Raw genomic sequence first — 20,676 nt, 5'->3', positions numbered from 1 at the left:
TTCCCTTGCGTTCACGCTTCGGTGGAGTAATCGTCATTACATGATTACCAACGAACAGCGAGAGAAGCTGCGCGGCTGGTTCGCCGGCCGGCTGCCCGACGATCTCTTCGACGCCCCGGCCGAGGTGGTCGTCGACCGCGAGGAGATCACCGTGGTCGGCCGCATCCCCGAGCCCCGGCTCGCCGAGGACGTCTCGGCCGCCGAGCGGGAAGCGGCCGTACAGAGCCGGATCCAGGAGTTCCGGGAACGCACCAGGGACGAGCGGATCACAGTCGCGCGTGAGGCCGAGCACACGTTCCGCCGGAAGGTCTCCTGGGGTGTGGAGTGCGGCGGTGAGCGCGTCCTGTTCACACATGTGGCCGCGCCCGTCATGACCCGGCTGCGCCAGCCCGAGCGCCAGGTCCTGGACACCCTCATCGCCGCCGGGGTCGCCCGCAGCCGCAGTGACGCCCTCGCCTGGTGCGTCCGGCTGGTCCAGCGCCACAGCGACGACTGGCTCGCCGAGCTGCGGGAGTCCTTGGAGCACGTCCAGCGGGTGCGGGCCCAGGGACCGGACGCCGAGGAGGTGGCCGACACCTCCACCGAGGACACGGAACAGGGATGAGACGCCCGCCGGCTGGGGTCCTGCCGCGAGCCGTGCCGTCGGCAGGCCCCGGCAGGACGGCATCCGCGCCCGGTTCGATCCGGAGAGGCACCACCGGCCCGGGGCGATGTCAGTGCCCTCGACTACATTGCGGGCATGACCGACTTCGTACTGGTGGCGGGAGCGAGACTCGGGGCGTCGGCGTGGGACGAGGTCGCGGCCGAGCTGCGCGCGGCCGGGCACCGGCCCCGTCCCCTGACCCTGTCGGGCCTCGCGGACAAGCGCGGTGTCCCGGCGGGACAGCAGACGCACGTTCAGGACATCGTCGCCGAGGTCGAGCGGCTGGACCTGCGCGAGGTGGTGCTGGTCGGACACAGCTACGCGGGCGTACCCGTGGGACAGGCGGCCGAACGGATCGGCGGCCGGCTCGCGCGAGTGGTGTTCGTGGACTCCGACGTACCCGTCGACGGGGAGTCGTTCCTGTCGGGGTGGCCGAGCGACCATGTGCGCAAGCAGATCGAGGAGAACGACGGCTTCTGGCCGCCGGTGGGCGCCGACCACTACGCCGACCAGGGGCTGACGGACGAGCAGATATCCCGGATCCTCGCTGATGCGACCCCGCACCCGGGCGCGACGCTCACCGAACCGGCCGTCCTCACTCGTCCCCTCGGCGACCTCCCGGCCACCTACGTCAAGTGCCTCCTCGACGGCGGTGAACCGATGCCCGTCGTGACCGAGTTGCTGAAGAGCGAGCGCTGGAACCTGGTCGAGATGGACACCGGGCACTGGCCGATGTACTCGCAGCCGCGCGAACTGGCCCGGATCCTTGCCGAGTCCGGGACCGCCACCCGCTCCTGACCTGCGCCCGCCCACGGATATCGTCGACGCACTCGACGACGAGAGGCGGTGCGGACGAATGGCCAGGCACTGGGCGGACTTCCAGTACGAGATCTACCTGAGCGGCATGTCCGGCGCGGTGCCCCGGCTCCCCACCGACCTGACCCGGCTGGAGGAGCTGACCGAGCAGCGGCTCGGGCCCGGCCCGGTGGGCTATGTGGCGGGCAGCGCGGGTGACGGCAGTACGGCGCGGGCGAACCGGGTGGCCCTGGAGCGGCGCCGGATCGTCCCGCGCATGTTGCGGGACGTCCACGAACGCGACCTGTCGGTCGAGGTGTTGGGTCGCTCCCTGCCCGTCCCGCTGGCCCTGGCACCGGTCGGCGTCCTGTCGATCATGCACCCGGGCGCGGAGCCGGCCGCCGCCCGGGCAGCCGCGGCGCAGGGCGTGCCGTACATCCTGTCGTCGGCGTCCAGTACGCCGATGGAGCAGGTCGCCGAGGCGATGGGGGACGCCGAGCGCTGGTTCCAGCTGTACTGGCCGAAGGACCCCGAGGTGGCCCTGAGCTTCCTGAACCGGGCGAGGGCGGCCGGGTTCACGGCCCTGGTCGTCACCCTGGACACCCCGCTGCTGTCCTGGCGGCCCCGCGACCTCGACCAGGCGTATCTGCCGTTCCTGCACGGCGTGGGCACCGCCAACTACTTCTCCGACCCGGCCTTTCAGGCGGGCCTGGCCAAGCCGGTGCACGAGGACCCGAACGCGGCCGTCCTGCATTTCGTCGGGATGTTCGCGGACCCCGGCAAGACCTGGCCCGATCTCGCGTTCCTGCGGGAGCACTGGGACGGGCCGATCGTGCTCAAGGGTGTCCTGCACCCGGACGACGCCCGGCTGGCCGCCGACGCCGGGATGGACGGGGTCGTGGTGTCCAACCACGGCGGACGGCAGGTGGCCGGGTCCGTCGCCGCGGCCGACGCACTGCCACGGGTGGTGGAGGCGGTCGGTGACCGGCTGACCGTGCTCTTCGACAGCGGGATCCGCACCGGCGACGACGTCTTCAAGGCCCTCGCGCTCGGCGCCCGCGCGGTCCTCCTCGGACGGCCCTATGTCTACGGCCTGGGCCTCGACGGGCAGCCGGGCGTCGAGCACGTGATCCGCTGCCTGCTCGCCGAGCTGGACCTCACGCTGGCGCTGTCCGGGCACGCGACACCGGCGACGATCGGCCCCGACGACCTCGTGGAGAGCCCAGCCTGACAGGGGGAGGCCTCCTTGCGGGAAGGCCTCCCCCTGTTCCTAGGTCCGGTCCGTGAGGTCGGCGGGCCGCGCCTGCGGGGCCTCGCTCCCGGTGACCGACAGCGAGCCGGGGCTGGCGTCGGTGGCGGGGTCGGTCAGCCAGCGCTGCTGGTCCGAGTGGTCACGGACCTTGACGACGATGTCGGCGCCCGGGGCCTCGGTGGTGGTGGCGAGAGCGAGCTGCTCGTCCCAGCGGGGCAGCAACTCCCCCTGCACGGTGAGGTCGTAGCGCACATCACCGCCTCGCTTCGCCTTCGCGTCGGCGCACTCGCCGAGGATGACCACGCCCGCGTCCACATGCGAGTCCAGGCACAGCTCGGGATCCGCCTCGCTGCGCAGCAGGCCGTCGATCTCGTACGACCACTGCTGGGTCCGCTCGGTGGAGCAGGTCGCCAGTTCGGCGGCGGCGCCCTCCTTGGGCGTGCCCCGGATGTCGAGGCAGAGGCCGGCGGCGGCGTTGCGCAGCCGGGTCACCTCGGGTGCGTTGGGCAGCTGGGCGGTGCCCGGCGTCCCGGGCCCGGCTCCCGGGACCACGCCCTCGTCGCTGGCGCTGGTGGAGGCGGCCGGGTCGGCCCCGTCGTCGTGCGACCACAGCCCGGAGGCGAGCATGACGGCGAGGAGTCCCGCGGAGGTGAGGCCCACGCCGGTGAGGAGCGTCCGAGAGGACCGCAGTCCGCCACCCGTGCCGGGATCGCGCCGGCCGGGTGTGGGAATGCGCGCGAGGATGCGGCGGCGGGCCGCCCCGTGCCGGCCGCTGCCCCGGCGTCCCGCCTCCTGGGGCGTACGCCCGGCGCGCAGTTCGAGATAGCGGCGGGCACCCCAGCCGAGCACCGCCTCGGCGAGCAGTATGCCCAGACCGCCCTCGAAATGGCTCAGTTGTTCCGCGGCGGAACGGCAGTAGCGGCACTCCGAGAGATGCTGCTGGACATCCGGCAGCAGGGTTCCGCCGCGACGAATCGGAACGTCGAGGAGGCGGTTGTAGAAGCGGCAGTCCTTGGTCGGAGCGAGTTCCCGATGGGCATGTACACATCCTTCCCGGAATTTTTCACGCGCCTGTTCGAGCGCCGTCGACGCGGTGTCGGTGGCCATGCCGAGGAGTGCGGCGGGCACGGTAATCGACTCCGCCTCCACCTCGGTGTGCCACAGCAGACAGCGGGCGAGTCCGGGAAGGGACTGGAATGACCGCTCGGCGAGCTTGCGGTTTTCCGGTGTCATGGACTTCGCGGCCCGCATACCCCGGCCGCCGTTGGGTTTCACCAAATCCGGCAGAACGTCGGTTATCCGGTCCTCGGCCGTCCACTCCTTGACCGTGTCCCGCACGGCCACAAGGGTTCTGGGCCGCAGCGCGAGGGCCGGTTCGCCGAGCGCGAGCCGGTCCAGTACCTGGTGGAAGGCGGCCGTGGCCACCATGGAAGCGGTCTCGGACGGGGAGGCGAGACAGATGACCGCGTATTCGTGGGCCGGTTTCCAGTGGCGCGCCATGAGCAGCGCGACGGACTGGGCGGCCTCGCCGTCGGGACGGCCTCTGAGCCGGGCTGCGAGGTCCTCGTCGGATTCGCCGGACGCGGCGCCCGGCGGCGGGTAAGGCGGGAGCGGTGGGTGGGGGGTGGGCACTGAGCGGATTCCTTCCCACGGGCATGGGACTCACAGAAGTTCTCGTTGCCGAAAAGAAAGCGCCGAAGGGCGCATCCCTTTCGGGCGGGCGTGGGAAGCACGAATTCACCGACGCCTGTCCATCCCGGTTCCCCACGGGACGAATGCAGCCCGGCCCCTGCCCCCCACACAGGTGGTTCACCATTGCACAAGTCACTCGTGACCAACAAGGCACCCGGGCAACATCGGAGACACGGGAAAGTTCGCCGCAGGCCCTCGCAACTGCGTTCACCCGTACCCGCTTTCGACATTCCATGCGCCCCGTGTGAAACCCGCGCACGCGCCGGAGCGCCGCGCACGCTCCCTTCGCACGGCGACGGGTAGTCCACTGGTACCGGTCCTTCTCGAAGGCCCCGCGCGGCACGGCGGCTCTCCCGCGCGAAGCCCCGGCCGCCGGCCCTGTTCCTCCCGCCCCCGGTCGGCGGCCCCGGGGGCGGGTTGGCCGACGGCCGGCCGGGGCGCCTGGCTCCGGCCCTCAGTCCGGCTCAGGATCCGCTCGGCCGGCTCAGATCTGCCAGGAGCGCAGCCGGTCCGCCGCGCCGTACACGTCGGTCTTGCCGGAGATCAGGTCGCGGGCGAGGTCGACGAGGGCACCGTAGGGCGGGTCGATGCCCACACCGCTGACGAACATGTAGGCCACGGCGGTGGCGCAGGCGAAGCGGGCGTTGGCGGACGGTAAGGGCTTGAGCAGCGCGAGGGTGTGCAGCAGAGCGGCGGCACGCCAGGCCGGGTCGGAGTCGACGCCGAGCCGCGGCGGGTCGACGCGATGCCGGGCGACGGCGGCGACGAGGGCCGAGAAGTCGTTGATCGTGGGCTGCTCGGGCAGGACCTCTTCGTGCCGCTGGAGCAGCCAGGGCACGTCGATGTGGACGACGGAAGCCATCGGTCAGCCGACCCGCCCCGTGCCCTCGGCCGCCGGTTCGTCCTCGGGGAACGCGGCGGCGAACTCGTCGGCATGGGCGGCGAAGAACCGCCGGAAGGCCTCCGCGCCTTCCTGGAGGGCCCGGTGCCGGGCGATGTCGGCCGCGGCAGCCTCCCGTACGAGGGCCTTCATCGACGTACCGCGCTCCTTGGCGATCTGCCGCAGGTCCTCTAGCTCGCGATCGCTGAACTCCACGTTGAGAGCTGGCATGTCCTCACGGTACCGCTCGGGTACTCAACCGTAAATACTCCCAGTTCAAGCCATGTTTTCGGCGGTACCACGAGCTCACGAACATGCTGTCCGAATCCCGCAGGACGTTCGGCGCGTCCCGGCCCACCGACCCGGCTCGGTGAGGCGTGGGTCACATTCGGGCCGTCCGATGTCACATTCCGGTAGCTGAAGGCCTCGCAGTAGTGAGCGTGCCACTGGGAGGCCACACGACATGTCCGAGATACCCGTTCCCGACGTCGAAGACGCGACCGGTGTCTTCGTCGAGCACCGAGAGCTGCTGTTCGGTGTCGTCTACAACATGCTCGGCGGTGTCGCCGACACCGAGGACGTGCTCCAGGAGACCTGGCTGTCGTGGTCGCGCCGGGGCACCGGCGGAATCGACAACCCGCGTGCCTATCTGGTCCGGATCGCCGTCAACCAGGCGCTCCAGCGGCGGGCGGTGGTCAACCGCCGCCGTGAGACCTACGTCGGTCCGTGGCTGCCGGAGCCCCTGGTCACCGACGAGGCCCCCGCCGCCGACGGCCCGGCGCTGCGGACCGAGTCCGTGTCGCTCGCGATGCTGGTGGTCCTGGAGTCCCTGTCCCCGCTGGAACGCGCGGTGTTCGTGCTGCACGAGGTGTTCGGGTACGCCCACACCGAGATCGCGGAGATCATCGATCGCGCCCCGGCCGCCGTACGGCAGTTGGCGCACCGGGCGCGTGCCCATGTGCATGCCCGCCGGCCGCTGTACGAGGCGCATCCCCGGGTGCGCCGGGAGGCGACCGAACGGTTCGTGCGGGCAGCGGTCGGCGGGGACATCGCCGAGTTGCTGGAGATCCTCGCGCCGGACGTGACGGTGTGGACGGACGGCGGCGGCATGCGCAAGCAGGCCCTGCGTCCGGTGCACGGCCGGGACAAGGCGGCCCGGCTGCTCGCCGGGTACGCGAAGCGGGGCGGGACACGGCACCTGGACCTGCGGTACCGGCGCGTCAACGGCGACGACGCGGCCGTGCTGTTCGAGCAGGGCTCGCCGCTCGCGGTGATCGTCCTGGACCTCACGCCGGAGGGCGACCGGGTCTCGAACCTCTTCGTCGTCACCAATCCCGACAAGCTCACGCACGTCCGGAAGGAGGAGGCGTGACCCTCACACAGCGTCCGGCGCGGCCGGCGAGGGGCGAGCGGGTGGCGGGCTGGCTGGACGGGCGTCTCGGCACCCGCACGCTCGGCGCGAAGTACCTGCGCAAGGTCTTCCCGGACCACTGGTCCTTCCTGCTCGGCGAGATCTGCCTGTACAGCTTCGTGGTGCTGATCCTGACCGGTGTGTGGCTGACCCTGTTCTTCCATCCGTCGATGAACGAGGTGACGTACCACGGCAGTTACACGCCCCTGAACGGCGTGCGCATGTCGGAGGCGTACGCCTCGACGCTGGACATCAGCTTCGACGTGCGCGGCGGACTGCTGATCCGGCAGCTCCACCACTGGTCGGCGCTGGTCTTCGTGGCCGCCATGCTCACGCACATGATGCGGCACTTCTTCACGGGCTCGTTCCGCAAGCCGCGCGAGGTCAACTGGCTGTTCGGCTGGGCCCTGTTGTTCCTCGGCCTGTTCGAGGGCCTCTTCGGCTACTCCCTGCCGGACGACCTGCTGTCGGGCACGGGCCTCAGGTTCGTCTACGGCGCCACCCTGTCGGTGCCGATCGTGGGGACGTATCTCTCGCTGTTCCTGTTCGGCGGCGAGTTCCCCGGCCACGACATCGTGGCCCGTTTCTACTCGCTGCACATCCTGGTGATCCCGGGCATCATGGCGGCCCTCGTGGTGGCCCACCTGATCCTGGTCGTCCACCACAAGCACACCCAGTTCGCGGGCCCGGGAAAGACCGAACGCAACGTGGTCGGAACGCCGTTCTTCCCGGTGTACCTGGCGAAGGCGGGCGGCTTCTTCTTCCTGGTCTTCGGAACGCTCACGTTCATCGCGGCCGTGGCGTCCATCAACCCGGTCTGGTCGTACGGCCCTTACCGCGCCGACCAGGTCTCCACGGGCGCCCAGCCTGACTGGTACCTGGGGTTCGCGGAGGGGCTGGTGCGGGTGATGCCGGGGTGGGAGATCACCCTGTGGGGACACACACTGGTCCTCGGGGTCTTGATCCCGGTCGTGATCTTCCCCCTCCTCCTGGTCTTCATCGGTGTGTATCCGTTCCTGGAGGCCCGGTTCACCAAGGACCGGCGGGAGCACCATCTGCTGGACCGCCCGCGCAACCGTCCCGTGCGTACGGCGATCGGCGCGTCCTGGATCAGCCTGTACCTGATCCTGCTCGCGGGCGGCGGCAACGACATCGTGGCGACCCGGCTCCATCTGTCGATCAACACGGTCACATGGGCCGTGCGGATCGGGATGTTCGTCGTCCCGGCGGTGGTCTTCGTCGCCACCCGGCGCATCTGCCTGGGTCTCCAACTCCGGGACCGGGAGCTGGTGTTGCACGGCCGGGAGACCGGCGTGATCAAGCGGCTGCCGCACGGTGAGTACGTCGAGGTGCACCAGCCGCTCGATCAGGCCGAACTCCACACGCTCACCGCGCACGAGCGGCCCGGTGAGCTGGTGGAGCACCCGAAGGTCAGCCTTGATCCGCCACGAAGGACGCCATCCGGGTCAGGGCCGAGTTCCAGTTGATGGTGTGCTCGTTGGTCGACCAGGACTGGATGTCGTCGATGTAGCAGAACTGGCCGACACAGCCCTGGAGTTTGCTCTGCGCGTAGGGGTCCTGGATGCCCGAGTTCGCCCCGCCCGCGAGGGTTCCCTTCGGCGGGTTCGGCATGTTCGGGTCGAGCTGGTGGGCGTACCAACGGGCGTGCTGGTTGTGGGAGTTGACCTCGCCGTAGCCGGTGACGTACGAGATGTTCAGCGCGTTGCGGCCGAAGATGTAGTCGATGCCCTGGAGGGCGCCGTCACGGTACTTCGAGCCTCCGGTGATGTCGTAGGCGGTGGCGATGACGATCCCGTTGTGCAGGATCTGGTGGTTGGAACCCCAGTCGTAGAGGTTGCCCTCCGGGGCGTACGGCATGCCGTACGGGTGGGCGTTCAGCGTGGCCAGGTAGCGGTCGGCGCCCTTGACGACCGACTGCCGGACCTTGTCCCGGCCGGGCAGCTTGCTCGGCACGGTCGCCAGGTCCAGACGGGCCGCGGCGGCTGTGCGGGCCCAGTCGTAGCCGACGGGGGTGAAGATGTCGGCGGTGTGGACGGGTGAGGCGAGCACGTGGTCCTGGAACGCCTTCTCTCCCGTGGTCAGATACAGCTCGGCCGCCGCCCAGTAGAACTCGTCGGAGACGTTGTTGTCGGCGTAGGTGCCGCCTCCGATGCCGTCGCTCTCCGAGGCGTACAGATCGGGATGGGCGAGCGCCGCGGTCCATGCCCTGCGGGCGGCCGCCAGCGCCTTCGCGGCGAACGCCTTGTCGTACCGCTTGTACAGGCGGGCGGCCTGCGCGGCGGTCGCGGCCAGGTTCAGGGTCGCCGCGGTGGACGCCGGGTGCAGCTCACGCTTTTGCGGGTCGTCGCTCGGCAGGAGCGGCAGGCCGGTCCACTGCTCGTCGTGGACCTTGTGGTGGGCCATCCCGGCCAGCGGCTGCCCGTCCGGCACCTGCATCTTCAGCAGGAACTCCAGCTCCCAGCGGGCCTCGTCGAGGATGTCGGGCACCTTGTTGCCGCTCTCCGGGATCGCGAGGGTGCCGTCGCCCAGCTTCCCGGGCTGCCCGGTGCGGGCCAGCAGTTCGCGTTCGTACGTGCTCAGCACCTCCCAGGTGGAGATGCCACCGTTCACCACGTACTTTCCGTGGTCGCCGGCGTCGTACCAGCCGCCGGTGACGTCGAGGGTGTAGTCGCACACGCCCGGCTGGCAGGGCACGTTCTTGTCGCCCTGGTTGGGTGCCGCGTTCACGTGCCCGGCGGCACGGCCGTAGCCCGGGCGCAGGTCGTCGCGGATCGCGATGCCGCTGCGCTGGGTGTAGTAGTACTTCGCCGCGTCGGTCCGCAGCTGCTCGTAAGCGCTCGTGCCGATGTCGAAGGGCCGGCTGGTCTGGCCGTCCGCGACCAGGGTGAGGCCCGCGCCGCGCTTCCTGTAGGCGCCGAAGTCGATGGAGTGGACGTTCTGCCCGGAGGAGACGTCGATACCCCGCGGCACGCTCCAGCCGTGGGCGACGGTGGCACCGGCTGCGCTCTTGAGCTGCCAGGGCAGTTTCGTCGTGGCGTCGGTGACCAGGGTGGCGTTCTTGGGTCCGGCGGGCAGATAGGCGACCTGGTTGACGCGCACGCGCGGCCCGGTGTCGGGCTCGTACACCTCGGGCGGGACCCCGCCCAGCAGGGACACGTCGTCCATGCAGAAGCGGAACGGGTCGGCGCTGCCGCCGAGTTGGAAGCCGACCTGGCCCTGTGCGGTGTCGACGGGCGAGGTGAACGTGTAGGAGTAGGAGTTCCCCGAGACGCTCAGCTGGGGGCTCACCTCGAAGTAGGTGTCATAGGGCGCCACTTGCAGCCCGACGATCGCCCGCAGGACGTGGCCCTCGGGCGATCCGTTCGCGGTGAAGGAGAACTTGTACGACTCCCCCTTCACCAGGGTGACGTCGTTCTGGCCGACGGCGGCGTCCCAGCGGTTGGCGGTGCCGCCCGGCACGTTCGCGCAGAGCTGTCCGTCGGACAGGCCCGCGGTGACGTTGCTGCTCGTCCACCAGGGCTCGGTGGCGGTGTCGAAGGTGCCGTTCTTGAGCTGCTCGACCTCGTCGGCGACGGCCGGGGACGCGGGTGAGGCCACAAGTGCCGTTCCCAGCAAGGCCGTCAGGCACAGCAAGGTGGTTCTGCGTCGTTTCACGTCTGGGCTCCTCCAGTGAGGGGCGGGGGACGCTCGTGATGGGAGCGCTCCCAGATGCGGACGCAGGCCATGGTTGTTGCAGTCATGACACCCCGTCAACGGTCCGGACAGGACGGAATCCCGGCCGGACCGTTCTCCGGGCCGGCTCTCAGACGGCCGGTACCTCCAACTTGCTGATGCGCACAGCGCCCTTGGGCCCTCCCGGTGAGGCGCTGGTCATGGTCAGCCGGAGGCGGGATCCCCCCACGGCGGCGAACGTGATCACCGTCGGTTCGTCGGAGGCGGCGGCCCAGACGACCGAGGCGCCCTCGACCGGCACATACCGCTTGCCGTCCCACACTTCGGCCTCGACTGCGGCCGGGAGGCTGTGCGTCGCGCTCAGGGTGAAGGAGATCTCGGCCCGGTCGAGGGTCCTGGTGCGTCCGAGGTCCACGGAGACCCAGTCCCCGGCCCTCGCACCGCTGAACGCGGGCAGCAGGGCGGTGGCGGCCTTGCTGAAGGCGTTGGACCAGCCGGTGGCCGGGTCGCCGTCGAGCATCGCGGCGGGAAGGGTGTCCGGTCGGCCGGAGTAACTGGCGTCCGCGTGCGGGTGGTTCGGAGGCACCGGAGGGTCTGCGGCGAAGGTGGCCGGCTCGGTCACGGCGGCCGACCGGGACGCGGTGGTGCGCACCTTCGCCGTGCCCGTCCGCAGCCCCTGCGCGCTCGCCCTGACTCTCAGGACGCCCGGCTCGGTTCCGGAGCGCACGATCGCGAGGGCCTTGCCGTGGAAGGCGGTCCGGGTGCTCGCCTGGTAGCGCTCGGCACTCTCCTGCCGGCCGTTGTCGAGCCCGGCGAGGGAACCGCCCGTGACCTCGAAGGAGATCGGATGCTCGGCGTCCGGCACCACCACGCCCCGGGAGTCGACAACCTCCGCGGTGACGAAGAGCAGTGAACGCCCGTCGGCGGCAAGCGACTTGCGGTCGGCGGTGAGCCGCACGGCGTGGGCGTCGCCGGCGGTGCGCAGCACATCGGTGGCGACGGCCTTCCCCTTCCTGCGGGCCACGGCCTTCAACTCGCCGGGCGCGTACGGCACTTCCCACGACAGGTGCAGCTTGCCCGCGCTGCCGCTCGGGCTGGTGTAACTGCCGGGGTAGGGGCCGTCGGTGAAGGTCTTGTCGTCGCCTGTCGTCTCCGTGGTCTCCAGGTACTCCCGGCCGTCGGTGGTCCTCTTGATGTCGAAGCTCCGGGTGCCGAGGGACTTTCCGTTGAGGAACAGCTCGACGGTGGGCACGTTGGCGTACGCCCACACCTCGACCGTGTCGCCCTCCGCGTGGTTCCAGGTCATCGGAACGAGATGGACCATCGGTTCGTCGGCCCACTGGCTGCGGAAGAGGTGGTACATGTCCTTCGGGAAGCCGGCGGTGTCGACCGCGCCGAAGAAGGACGCCTTCACCGGGAACACGTCGTACGGCGTGGGCTCCCCGATGTAGTCGATGCCCGACCAGAGGAACTGCCCGGCGAACCACCTCCGGTCCCGGTCCTTCTTGAGCCCGTACTCGCCGCTCATGGTCCAGGAGGCGAGGTTGTTGTCGTACGACGAGGTCTCGCGTCTGCCCGGCGTGTGGTTCTCGCCGGTGTTGAGGTGCTCGGGCTCCTGATAGGCGCCGCGCGTCGAGGTCTCCGAGGAGGACTCGGACTCGAAGAGGAACAGGTGCGGGTAGGCGGCGTGCAGTTGGTCCACCGACTTGGCGGTGTTGTAGTTCAGCCCCAGGCCGTCCAGCTTGGCCAGCATCAGATCGGCCGCCGAGCCCTTGGCGGGCAGACGGCGGTACTTGTCGGAGCCGATGATCAGCGGGCGGGTGTCGTCGACGGCCTTGATCGCGGCGATGATCCGGTCGGCCATGGCGAGCCCGGCGGTGGACGTGGAGTCGGGGATCTCGTTGCCGATCGACCACAGCAGCACCGCGGGCGAGTTGCGGGCCGCGAGGACCATCTCGGTCGCGTCCCGCTCGCACCACTCGCCGAAGAACCGTCCGTAGTCGTAGCGGGTCTTGGGGCTCTTCCAGCAGTCGAAGGCCTCCACCAGCATCACGATGCCCAGTTCCTCGCAGACCTGGATCATCTCCGGGGAGGGCGGGTTGTGGGAGGTGCGGAAGGCGTTGACGCCCATCGACTTCATGAGGGTCATCTGCCGGCGGATCGCGTCGATGCTGACGGCCGCGCCGAGGGCGCCCAGGTCGTGGTGGAGGTCGACACCCCTGAGCTTGTGGTGGGTGCCGTTGAGATGGAAGCCCTCGTCCGGGTCGAAGCGGAAGGCGCGGAACCCGAAGGGGGTGCGGTGGGTGTCGGTGGTGCTGCCGCCGACCCGCAGTTCGGTGTGCACCGTGTAGCGGTGGTGCGGGGTGTCGAGGTCCCACAACCGCGGTGCGGGGACCGTGAGTTCATGGGTCGCGGTCGCCTTGTCGGTGACGGCGACCGTGGAGGAGGCTCGGGCGACCGTACGTCCGTCGGGGGCGACGACGCGGGAGAGGACCTCGACGTCCGCGGCGGCGCCGGAAGCGTTCACCACCGAGGTGCTCACGTGGACCACGCCCCGCTTCCCGGTGATCTCCGGGGTGGTGACGCGGGTGCCCCAGCGTTCCACGTGCACCGGTTCGGTGACGACCAGCCGGGCCTGCCGGTAGATGCCGCTGCCCGAGTACCAGCGGCTGCTGGGGAGCCGGTTCTGCACCTTCACCGCGATCACGTTCGCGGTGGTGCCGTCGGTGTGCAGCAGACCGGTGAGGTCGAGGGCGAAGCCGGTGTAGCCGTAGGGGTGGCGGCCCACCTCGGTGCCGTTGCAGTAGACGTACGAGTCCATGTAGACGCCGTCGAACTCCACCGAGATCCGCTTGCCCGCCATGGCCGGCGGCAGGGTGAAGGCGAGGCGGTACCAGCCCAGGCCGCCGGGGAAGAACCCGGTGCCGCTGGTGGTGCCGTTCCCGCTGGTCGGGGCGAGCTCGATGCTCCAGTCGTGCGGCACCGCGACCTCACGCCACTCCGAGTCGTCGTATCCGGGGGCGGCGGCGTCCGCGTACTCTCCCGTCGGGTCCGTGATGCCGCCCGGATCGACCAGCGCGAAGCGCCAGCCGTCGCGCAGCGCGACCGTACGGCGGCCGGACGCGCTCCCCGCGGCTTCGGCGGCCCCGGCCACCGGTGCGGCCAGAAGGACGCCGGCGGCCGGTGCGGCCGTGGACGCGAGCAAAACCGATCTGCGAGTGACCGACATGGCGGCTCTCCCTCATCAGGGCCCAGAAGTACTCACAACTGATCGTGAACAAACACAATCTGACGGTGGGCCACTCGCGGCCGTCAAGGGTTCGGTGAGCTGCTTCTGTCCCACGCGCCACCTCGGCCGGAATTCCCCCTTGACGGCGGTCCGGCGACGAGCCAGGCCTACGCAGGGGTTCACCGTTCGTGCACGAGCGCGACGCACTAGGCTTGGAACCCAAGTGGCGTGATTGTTCACTGAGAGTGCGCGCAATGGAGTGGCGACGATGACCCTCGTGTACCCGTTCGACGACGCCGCGACGGCGCGGGCCGTCGTCGGGGAGGACGGCACGCTGGTCGCGTGGAACGCCGGCGCGCAGCGGCTGCTGGGCTGGTCGCCCGCCGAAGTCGTGGGCAGACCCGTGGCGAACCTCCTGGTCAACGGGGGTGAGGCGGTGCCCGACGGGCCCATGGACGGCCGCTGGGACGGCGACCTCACGCTCTGCCACCGGGATGGCACCGCCGTGTCGGTGTGGCTGCTCGCCCACCACCGGGATTCGTCGGACGGCGGCCCGGGGCACTGGCTCGTGGTCACCCCGCTCGACCCCGGCGGACCCCGCTCCCCCGACGACCCGCTGGGCACGGCCGTACTGACCCAGTCGCCCTGTGCCGTCGCCGTGTACGACGACCAGCTGCGGCTGCGCCGGGTCAACGACGCCATGGCCGATGTGATCGGGCTGCCCGAGAAGCGCATCCAGGGCCTCAGGCTCTCCGAGATCGGCGGCAAGCAGCAGAGCGAGGAGCTGGAGCAGCACCTGCTGCAGGTGCTCAGCACCGGCCGGGCCAAGGACGTGCAGACGTACATGCGGACCGGCGGCGAGGCCAGCGCGCACGCCTGGCTGGCCAGGATGGCGCCGATCACCGACCCCGCTGGCCGGGTGCGGGGCGTCTGCCTGGCCGCCCACGACTTCACCGACAACTTCCTGGCCCGGGAGCGGCTCCAGCTGCTCAACGAGGCGAGTGTGCGCATCGGCACCACCCTCGACGTGACCCGCACGGCCCAGGAACTGGCGGACGTCTGCAGTCCGGCCCTCGCCGACTTCGTCAGCGTCGATCTGCTGGACCCGCAGGAGCACGGTGACGCCCCGGCGGCCCTGACCGCACCGGTCGAGCTGCGCCGCGCCGCCCACCAGTCGGTGGACCCCGGCAATCCGATGGCGGTGGTGAAGCCCGGACACACGGAGCTGTATCCCGCCACCTCTCCGCAGGCCGACTCCCTGACGGCGGGCCACACCATCGTCGCCACGGTGGCCTCCGGACGCCTGGACCAGTGGCTCAACTGGAACAGGCCCCGCGCCGAGCGGGTCAAGGAGTTCGGTGTCCACTCCACGATGTCCGTGCCGATCCAGGCCCGCGGTCAGACCCTCGGGGTCGCGGTCCTCACCCGGTATCGCCGCCCCGACCCCTTCACCCCGGACGACGTGCTGCTGGCCGAGGAGATCACGGCGCGGGCCGCGGTCTGCATCGACAACGCCCGCCGGTTCTCCCGCGAACGCGAGACGGCTCTCGCCCTCCAGCGCAGCCTGCTGCCCCGCTCCCTGCCGCGCACGGCCGCCGTGGACGCCGCCTCCCGGTATCTCCCGGCCGCGCGCGCGGGGGTGGGCGGCGACTGGTTCGACGTGATCCCGCTGTCCGGGATGCGGGTCGCGATGGTCGTCGGTGATGTCGTCGGACGCGGCATCCAGGCCTCGGCGACGATGGGCCGGCTGCGTACCGCCGTCCGCACCCTCGCCGACATCGACCTGGCACCGGACGAACTGCTCACCCACCTCGACGACCTCGTCGTACGGCTGTCCGTGGAGGCCGGCAGCGAGGGCAGTCCGGGCGAGGTCGGGGCCACCTGTCTCTACGCCGTCTACGACCCGGTGTCCCGGCGGTGCACACTCGCCCGGGCCGGGCATCCGGCGCCCGTGATGCTGAAGCCGGGCGGGATGCCCCGCGAGGTGGACCTGCCCGCGGGGCCGCCGCTGGGCCTGGGCGGCCTGCCGTTCGAGTCCGCCGAGCTGAGCCTGCCCGAGGGCACCGTGCTGTCCCTGTTCACGGACGGGCTGATCGAGTCCCGGGAGCGGGACGCCGACGCCAGTCGTGAGCTGCTGTGCGACGCCCTGGCCATCCCCTCCGACTCCCTGGAGGAGAGCTGCGACCGGGTGCTGCACGCGCTGCTCCCGTCCGGGGGCTCCTCCGACGACGTGGCCCTGCTGCTGGCCCGCACCCTGGGTCTGCCCGCCTCCCAGGTGGCGACCTGGGACATCCCGGCCGACCCGGCCCTGGTGGCGCCCGTCCGCAAGCAGGTCGTGGGGCAGCTGGGCCGCTGGGACCTGAGCGAGGTCTCGTTCACGGCGGAACTGGTGGTGAGCGAGCTGGTGACGAACGCGATCCGTTACGGCGCCCACCCCATCCGGCTGCGGCTCATCCACGACGCCGCCACGCTGATCTGCGAGGTCTCCGACACCAACCACACCGCCCCGCACCTTCGGCGTGCCAAGACCTGGGACGAGGGCGGCCGGGGACTGCTCCTCGTCGCGCAGCTCACCGAGCGCTGGGGCAGTCGGCACACGCCCGACGGCAAGACGATCTGGGCGGAGATCGGACTCCTCGACGAGCAGTGAGCGGGACCGCGAGGAGCCCGGGCGGAGCTGCGATCCGGTGAACCCGTCTCCGGTCGAGTGAACTTTTCCGGCTCGCGCCGCATCGGACCCCCGTGACGGGGCACGACGGGGCACAAGGCGCCGTACGCGCGCGTGCGTGACATCTCCTGGAGTGTGGAGACATGACGAACAGGTCCCTGGGTGCCCGGCGGGCGGCCCTGCTCGCGGGCTCGGCCGCGATGCTCGGTCTGCTGGCGGGCTGCGGCAGCGGCGACGGCACGTCGAGCGCCCCGCGCACGGAGTCCGGCACGGCAGCGCCCGCGAGCGGCAGCGCCACACCGTCCGGCTCCGGTACGGAAGGCGATGACGGCACCGGTGCGCCGAGCGGCGTCCCGACCGACGTGGTGAGCAACTCCCTCACCCCGTCCGCGGTCTCCGGCACCCGCTGCCACACCTCCGAGCTCGGCGCGTCCGTCGGCCGCAACAACCCGGGGGCCGGACAGGAGAACTTCCCGGTCGTGCTGACGAACAGGTCGAGCCGCACCTGCACGCTCCACGGCTACCCGGGCACGGCCTTCGTCGATGCCTCCGGCAAGCAGCTGGGTCCGGATCCGAAGCGTTCCTCGGCCGGTTCGGAGACGGTCAGCCTGGCGCCGGGCCAGAGCGCCTGGGCGGGGCTGTCCTTCGCGAACCCCGAGGTCAGCGGGGCGGGCACCGCAACCCCTGCCGCGCTCCTGGTGACCCCGCCGGACGAGGAGGACCCACTGAAGGTGCTCTGGAAGGCCGGGGAGGTCCCCGTGTCCGGCACCGAGGCGTCGGTGCGGCTGATCCCCTTCAGCCCCGGCACCGGGGCTTGAGCAGCCCGGATCGGGGTATTGGCGGGTTTCTTACCCCCGCCTGGTTTCATGACCGGGCACTGTCGGTTCGCGCCCCGAAGGATCTGCCCTGAACACCCCGCTCGCCGAAACCCTGTCCGTCGCTCTGCTCGTCGCCGTACTCGCGTGGGCGGTCATGCGCCCTTTCGGCTGGCCGGAGGCGGTGCTCGCCGTCCCTGCGGCGGGACTGACGGTCGCGACCGGGGCGATCTCCCCGCAGCACGCGTGGGCGGAGGTCCAGCAGCTGGGACCGGTGGTGGGGTTCCTGGCCGCCGTACTGGTGCTCGCCCACTTCTGTGACGTCGAGGGGCTGTTCCAGGCCTGCGGGGCGTGGCTGGCCCGGCGGGCGGCGGGATCCCCGACCCGGCTGCTGACCGGTGTGTTCGTGCTGGCCTCGGCGATCACGGCGGTGCTCAGCCTGGACGCCACCGTGGTGCTGCTGACGCCTGTGGTGCTGGCCACCTCCTTCCGGATGGGAGCCCGCGCCAAACCGCACGTCTACGCGTGCGCGCATCTGTCGAACACGGCCTCGCTGCTGCTGCCGGTGTCGAACCTCACCAACCTGCTGGCGCTGGAGGCGAGCGGGCTGAGCTTCACCCGGTTCGCGCTGCTCATGGTGCTGCCCTGGCTGGCCGCGATCGGCGTCGAGTACGTGGTCTTCCGGCGCTTCTTCGCGGCCGACCTGACCGTCGTCGACCACTCCCCCGAGTCGGCGGACGAACCCGCGCTGCCGCTGTTCGCCCTGATCACCGTCGGCTGCACGCTGGCCGGTTTCGTGGTGGCCTCGGCCTTCGGCGTCGATCCCGCCTGGGTCGCGTGCGTGGGGGCCCTGGTGCTGGCGGGCCGTGCCCTGGTCCGGAAGAAGGCCACCCCGGTCTCGGTGGTGCGTGCGGCCGCCCCGGCCTTCCTGGCGTTCGTGCTCGCCCTCGGCGTCGTGGTGCGCGCGGTCGTCGACAACGGGCTGGCCGACGCACTGCGCCATGCGCTGCCCGACGGGACGGGGCTGCTAGCGCTGCTCGGGATCGCCGCACTGGCCGCCGTCCTGGCGAACCTGATCAACAATCTGCCCGCGGTCCTGGTGCTGCTGCCGCTCACCGCCACGGCCGGCCCCGGCGCGGTCCTCGCCGTGCTGCTCGGGGTGAACATCGGACCCAACCTGACCTACGCCGGGTCCCTGGCCACGCTGCTGTGGCGGCGCATCCTGCACCGGCACGACCACGAGGTCGGGCTCGGGGAGTTCAGCCGGCTCGGTCTGCTGACCGTGCCGGCCGCGCTGGCCGCCGCCGTGGTGGCGCTGTGGGGTTCGCTCCAGCTCGTCGGAGCGTGAGGGCCGGGGCGTGCGAGCACGTCGGCGAGGTCAGGGTGTGAGGCCGGGTCAGCGATTGCCGCCGTAGGGGCCCCCGTAGCCGTACCCGCCACCGTACGGGTAGCCGCCGTACGGATTGCCGCCGTACGGGTTGCCGCCCCCGTTGCAGTAGTACGGGTTGGGGTAGCAGGGGGCGTTCGGGGCGGAGCTGCTCGTCGGGGTCGGCGTGGCCTGCGGGGTGGTCGGCGTCGCGGACGTCTTCGGGGCCGGCGTGGGCGTGCTCGAAGGTGCGGGAGCGGACTTCGGGGTGGGTGTGGTGCTGCTTTCCGCGTCCCAGTTGACCGCCTGCATCTGGACGTCGGTCTTCGAGGTGTCGAACACCCAGCGCTGGGCCGAGCCCTCGTCACGGTTCTTCAGGACCAGCGCGCCGGACCCGTCGGTGGCGGCGGGCGTCAGGGCGAGGTCCTGGTTCCAGCGCGGCACGAGGGTGCCCTGGAGGGTGAAGTCGTAGCGGACGTTCTTGGCGTCGGGCCCGGTGGCGCCCGTGCAGGGCGCGAGCCGTACCGAGAAGCCGAGGTGGGAGTCGAGGCACAGGTCGGGGTCGGAGGCGCTGCGCAGCTGTCCGTCGGTCTCGTACGTCCACTGCTGGTCCGCGGACGCGGAGCACTCCGCGAGTTCGGCCTCGGCGCCCTGGGTGAGCTTCTTGCCGCCGACACCGACGCACAGTCCGGAGTCGACATTGTGCAGTCGGCCGCTCAGGTCTCCCTTGCGTGCCTCGCTCGCCCCGGCCCAGGACGGGTCGCTGGTCGCGGAGGCCGTGTCGGTGCCCGGTACCTCGGTGGGCCCCGCGTCGCCCGACTTGTCGCCGTCCGACGGGCCGATCGAGGACCACAGGACCAGGGGCAGGACGATGAGCCCGCTCACCGTAAGGACGGCCGCGGTGAGGTTGCGCCGGGAGGTGCGCCGGGCGGCCTTGTGGGCCGAGCGGCGGGAGGCGGAGCGGGCACGGGAGCGGGGCCCCGGGACTGCGGGACCGAAGGCGGCGGTCGCCTGGGGCGGGGTGGCGGGCCGCAGCGGAATACCGAAGGCCTCCCCCACGAACGGCCTTGCCATGGCGTGCTCTTCGGCCTCGTCCGGCGCTCCCGCGTCGTCGACGCTCATCCGGGCTTCCACATAGGCGACGGCGCCCCAGCCGAGTACGGCCTCGGCGAGGGCCAGGCCGAGCCGGCCGTTGAACTGGTGCAGCTGGTCCGCGGTGTGCATGCAGTGCCTGCACCGCTCCAGGTGCTCGCGCAGATCGGGGTCGAGGTCGACGCCGCCGCGCCGGTAAGTCACGTCGAGCAGCCGCAGGTAGTGCCGGCACTCCTGCTCGGGGGCGAGTTCGCGGTGGACCTGGAGGCACTCCTCGCGAAGCCGTTCGCGGGCCCGCCGGAGTTCCACTCCGGCGTCCTCCTCGTCCAGGCCCAGGAGCGCGGCGGGGACACCGAGCGGTTCCCCCTCGACCTCGGTGTGCCACAGCAGGCAGCGGGCGGACTGCTGCACCCGCTGGAAGGCTCCGGACAGCAGACGCCGCTCCATGGGCGGCAGGAGGCGGGCGGTGGCGCGTTCGCCGCCCGCCTCGGTTCTCAGCGCGGGGTGGAGCATCTCCCGTCGGCCGTCGGCGTCCCACTCGGCGGCGATCCGGCGGACGGTGACGAGCAGATGGGGACGCCACGCGGCCGTGGGTCCGGTCTGCCGCAGGGACTCCCCGAAAAGACGGGTGAAGGCGGCGGTGGTCAGCATGCCGGCGGGGCGGGGGCCGTCGGTGCACAGCCGGGCGTACGCGAAGGCGGCTTCCCAGTGACGGTCGAGGAGTTCGCCGACGGGTTGCAGGGCGGGTGTCGTTCCGCTCCACTTCTTGAGCTCGGCGCTCAGCTGCTCGTCCGTGACGTCGTACGGGCGAGCCGGAGACGGAGAATTCGACAGACCTGCGTCATTCACGACGGCATTTCCTCCCGAGGGCATGCTGCATTGCTTTAAGTCCATACCAATGGGTTCGTCCGCCTGTGCCAGCTCTTTTGAAGCGTGTGGGGCGTCCGGAGGGGGTCGAGAGCACACAGGGGGAAATACGCATTGTCCGTGCGCCGACAAGGCACACCTTTGCACAGGTCAGGGACGCCTAACAAGAGATCCCACGGTTTTCCGCATTGCGCTCACCGGGCATGGATTTGACGATTCGTCAAGCTGAGCACCTCGACGATTGCCGCGCTCTCGATTCCGTAATTGGAAACA

At 71.0% G+C, this 20,676-nt stretch carries 14 protein-coding genes; 8 read left to right on the top strand and 6 right to left on the bottom strand.

The features are described from left to right. The first annotated feature begins 40 nt into the window (after window positions 1-40). From ACZ48Z_RS20220 to ACZ48Z_RS20210, 3 genes are all read left to right on the top strand, one after another. The gene (locus tag ACZ48Z_RS20220; protein ID WP_468737217.1) at window positions 41-604 is read left to right on the top strand and encodes a hypothetical protein; all 564 of its coding nucleotides are present in this window, start codon (window positions 41-43) and stop codon (window positions 602-604) included. Between the two features lie 135 nt (window positions 605-739). Next, window positions 740-1,441 (top strand): alpha/beta fold hydrolase, encoded by a 702-nt coding sequence (locus ACZ48Z_RS20215; protein ID WP_468737216.1) that lies wholly within the window; start codon window positions 740-742, stop codon window positions 1,439-1,441. A 58-nt stretch (window positions 1,442-1,499) separates the two neighbouring features. Beyond that, on the top strand, window positions 1,500-2,669 hold the full coding sequence (locus ACZ48Z_RS20210; protein WP_468737215.1) for a lactate 2-monooxygenase: 1,170 nt from the start codon (window positions 1,500-1,502) through the stop codon (window positions 2,667-2,669). A 39-nt stretch (window positions 2,670-2,708) separates the two neighbouring features. Here the strand turns inward: ACZ48Z_RS20210 and ACZ48Z_RS20205 are convergent, their stop codons facing one another. The 3 genes from ACZ48Z_RS20205 to ACZ48Z_RS20195 form a co-directional block, all read right to left on the bottom strand. Then, entirely contained in the window at window positions 2,709-4,322 is a 1,614-nt protein-coding gene (locus ACZ48Z_RS20205) for an RICIN domain-containing protein (protein ID WP_468737214.1), read from the bottom strand. A 544-nt stretch (window positions 4,323-4,866) separates the two neighbouring features. After that, on the bottom strand, window positions 4,867-5,244 hold the full coding sequence (locus tag ACZ48Z_RS20200; RefSeq protein ID WP_020134791.1) for a hypothetical protein: 378 nt from the start codon (window positions 5,242-5,244) through the stop codon (window positions 4,867-4,869). A 3-nt stretch (window positions 5,245-5,247) separates the two neighbouring features. Next, on the bottom strand, window positions 5,248-5,493 hold the full coding sequence (locus tag ACZ48Z_RS20195) for a hypothetical protein (RefSeq protein ID WP_468737213.1): 246 nt from the start codon (window positions 5,491-5,493) through the stop codon (window positions 5,248-5,250). Between the two features lie 232 nt (window positions 5,494-5,725). Here ACZ48Z_RS20195 and sigJ point away from each other — a divergent pair, with 232 nt between their 5' ends. Further along, window positions 5,726-6,634: an RNA polymerase sigma factor SigJ gene (gene sigJ / locus ACZ48Z_RS20190; RefSeq protein ID WP_468737212.1), complete on the top strand. Its 909-nt coding sequence runs from the start codon at window positions 5,726-5,728 to the stop codon at window positions 6,632-6,634. Continuing rightward, window positions 6,631-8,160 carry a cytochrome bc1 complex cytochrome b subunit gene (gene qcrB, locus ACZ48Z_RS20185; protein ID WP_468737211.1) on the top strand — a complete coding sequence of 510 codons (1,530 nt, stop codon included), beginning with the start codon at window positions 6,631-6,633 and terminating at the stop codon, window positions 8,158-8,160. The genes sigJ and qcrB overlap by 4 nt, the downstream gene beginning before the upstream one ends. Here the strand turns inward: qcrB and ACZ48Z_RS20180 are convergent. Together ACZ48Z_RS20180 and ACZ48Z_RS20175 are read right to left on the bottom strand one after the other, a co-directional pair. Continuing rightward, entirely contained in the window at window positions 8,105-10,348 is a 2,244-nt protein-coding gene (locus ACZ48Z_RS20180) for a glycoside hydrolase family 9 protein (RefSeq protein ID WP_468737210.1), read from the bottom strand. The genes qcrB and ACZ48Z_RS20180 overlap by 56 nt on opposite strands. Window positions 10,349-10,496: 148 nt before the next feature. Then, entirely contained in the window at window positions 10,497-13,595 is a 3,099-nt protein-coding gene (locus ACZ48Z_RS20175; protein WP_468737209.1) for a glycoside hydrolase family 2 TIM barrel-domain containing protein, read from the bottom strand. 268 nt (window positions 13,596-13,863) lie between these two features. On the opposite strand from ACZ48Z_RS20175, the gene ACZ48Z_RS20170 reads away from it, so the two are divergent. The 3 genes from ACZ48Z_RS20170 (at window position 13,864) to ACZ48Z_RS20160 (ending at window position 18,426) form a co-directional block, all read left to right on the top strand. Beyond that, window positions 13,864-16,245 carry a SpoIIE family protein phosphatase gene (locus ACZ48Z_RS20170; RefSeq protein ID WP_468737208.1) on the top strand — a complete coding sequence of 794 codons (2,382 nt, stop codon included), beginning with the start codon at window positions 13,864-13,866 and terminating at the stop codon, window positions 16,243-16,245. Window positions 16,246-16,406: 161 nt separating this feature from the next. Then, a complete protein-coding gene (locus ACZ48Z_RS20165) occupies window positions 16,407-17,081 on the top strand; it encodes a DUF4232 domain-containing protein (RefSeq protein WP_468737207.1) in 675 nt (224 codons plus the stop codon). Window positions 17,082-17,169: 88 nt separating this feature from the next. After that, a complete protein-coding gene (locus tag ACZ48Z_RS20160; protein ID WP_468737359.1) occupies window positions 17,170-18,426 on the top strand; it encodes an arsenic transporter in 1,257 nt (418 codons plus the stop codon). 48 nt (window positions 18,427-18,474) lie between these two features. Here ACZ48Z_RS20160 and ACZ48Z_RS20155 read toward each other — a convergent pair whose 3' ends face one another. Further along, complete coding sequence (locus ACZ48Z_RS20155; protein ID WP_468737206.1) at window positions 18,475-20,385, bottom strand: RICIN domain-containing protein; 1,911 nt, start codon at window positions 20,383-20,385, stop codon at window positions 18,475-18,477. Window positions 20,386-20,676 lie beyond the last annotated feature (291 nt).

This window comes from Streptomyces sp. NPDC031225 (assembly GCF_055570355.1).
This window is presented reverse-complemented; position numbering and strand designations above follow the sequence as displayed.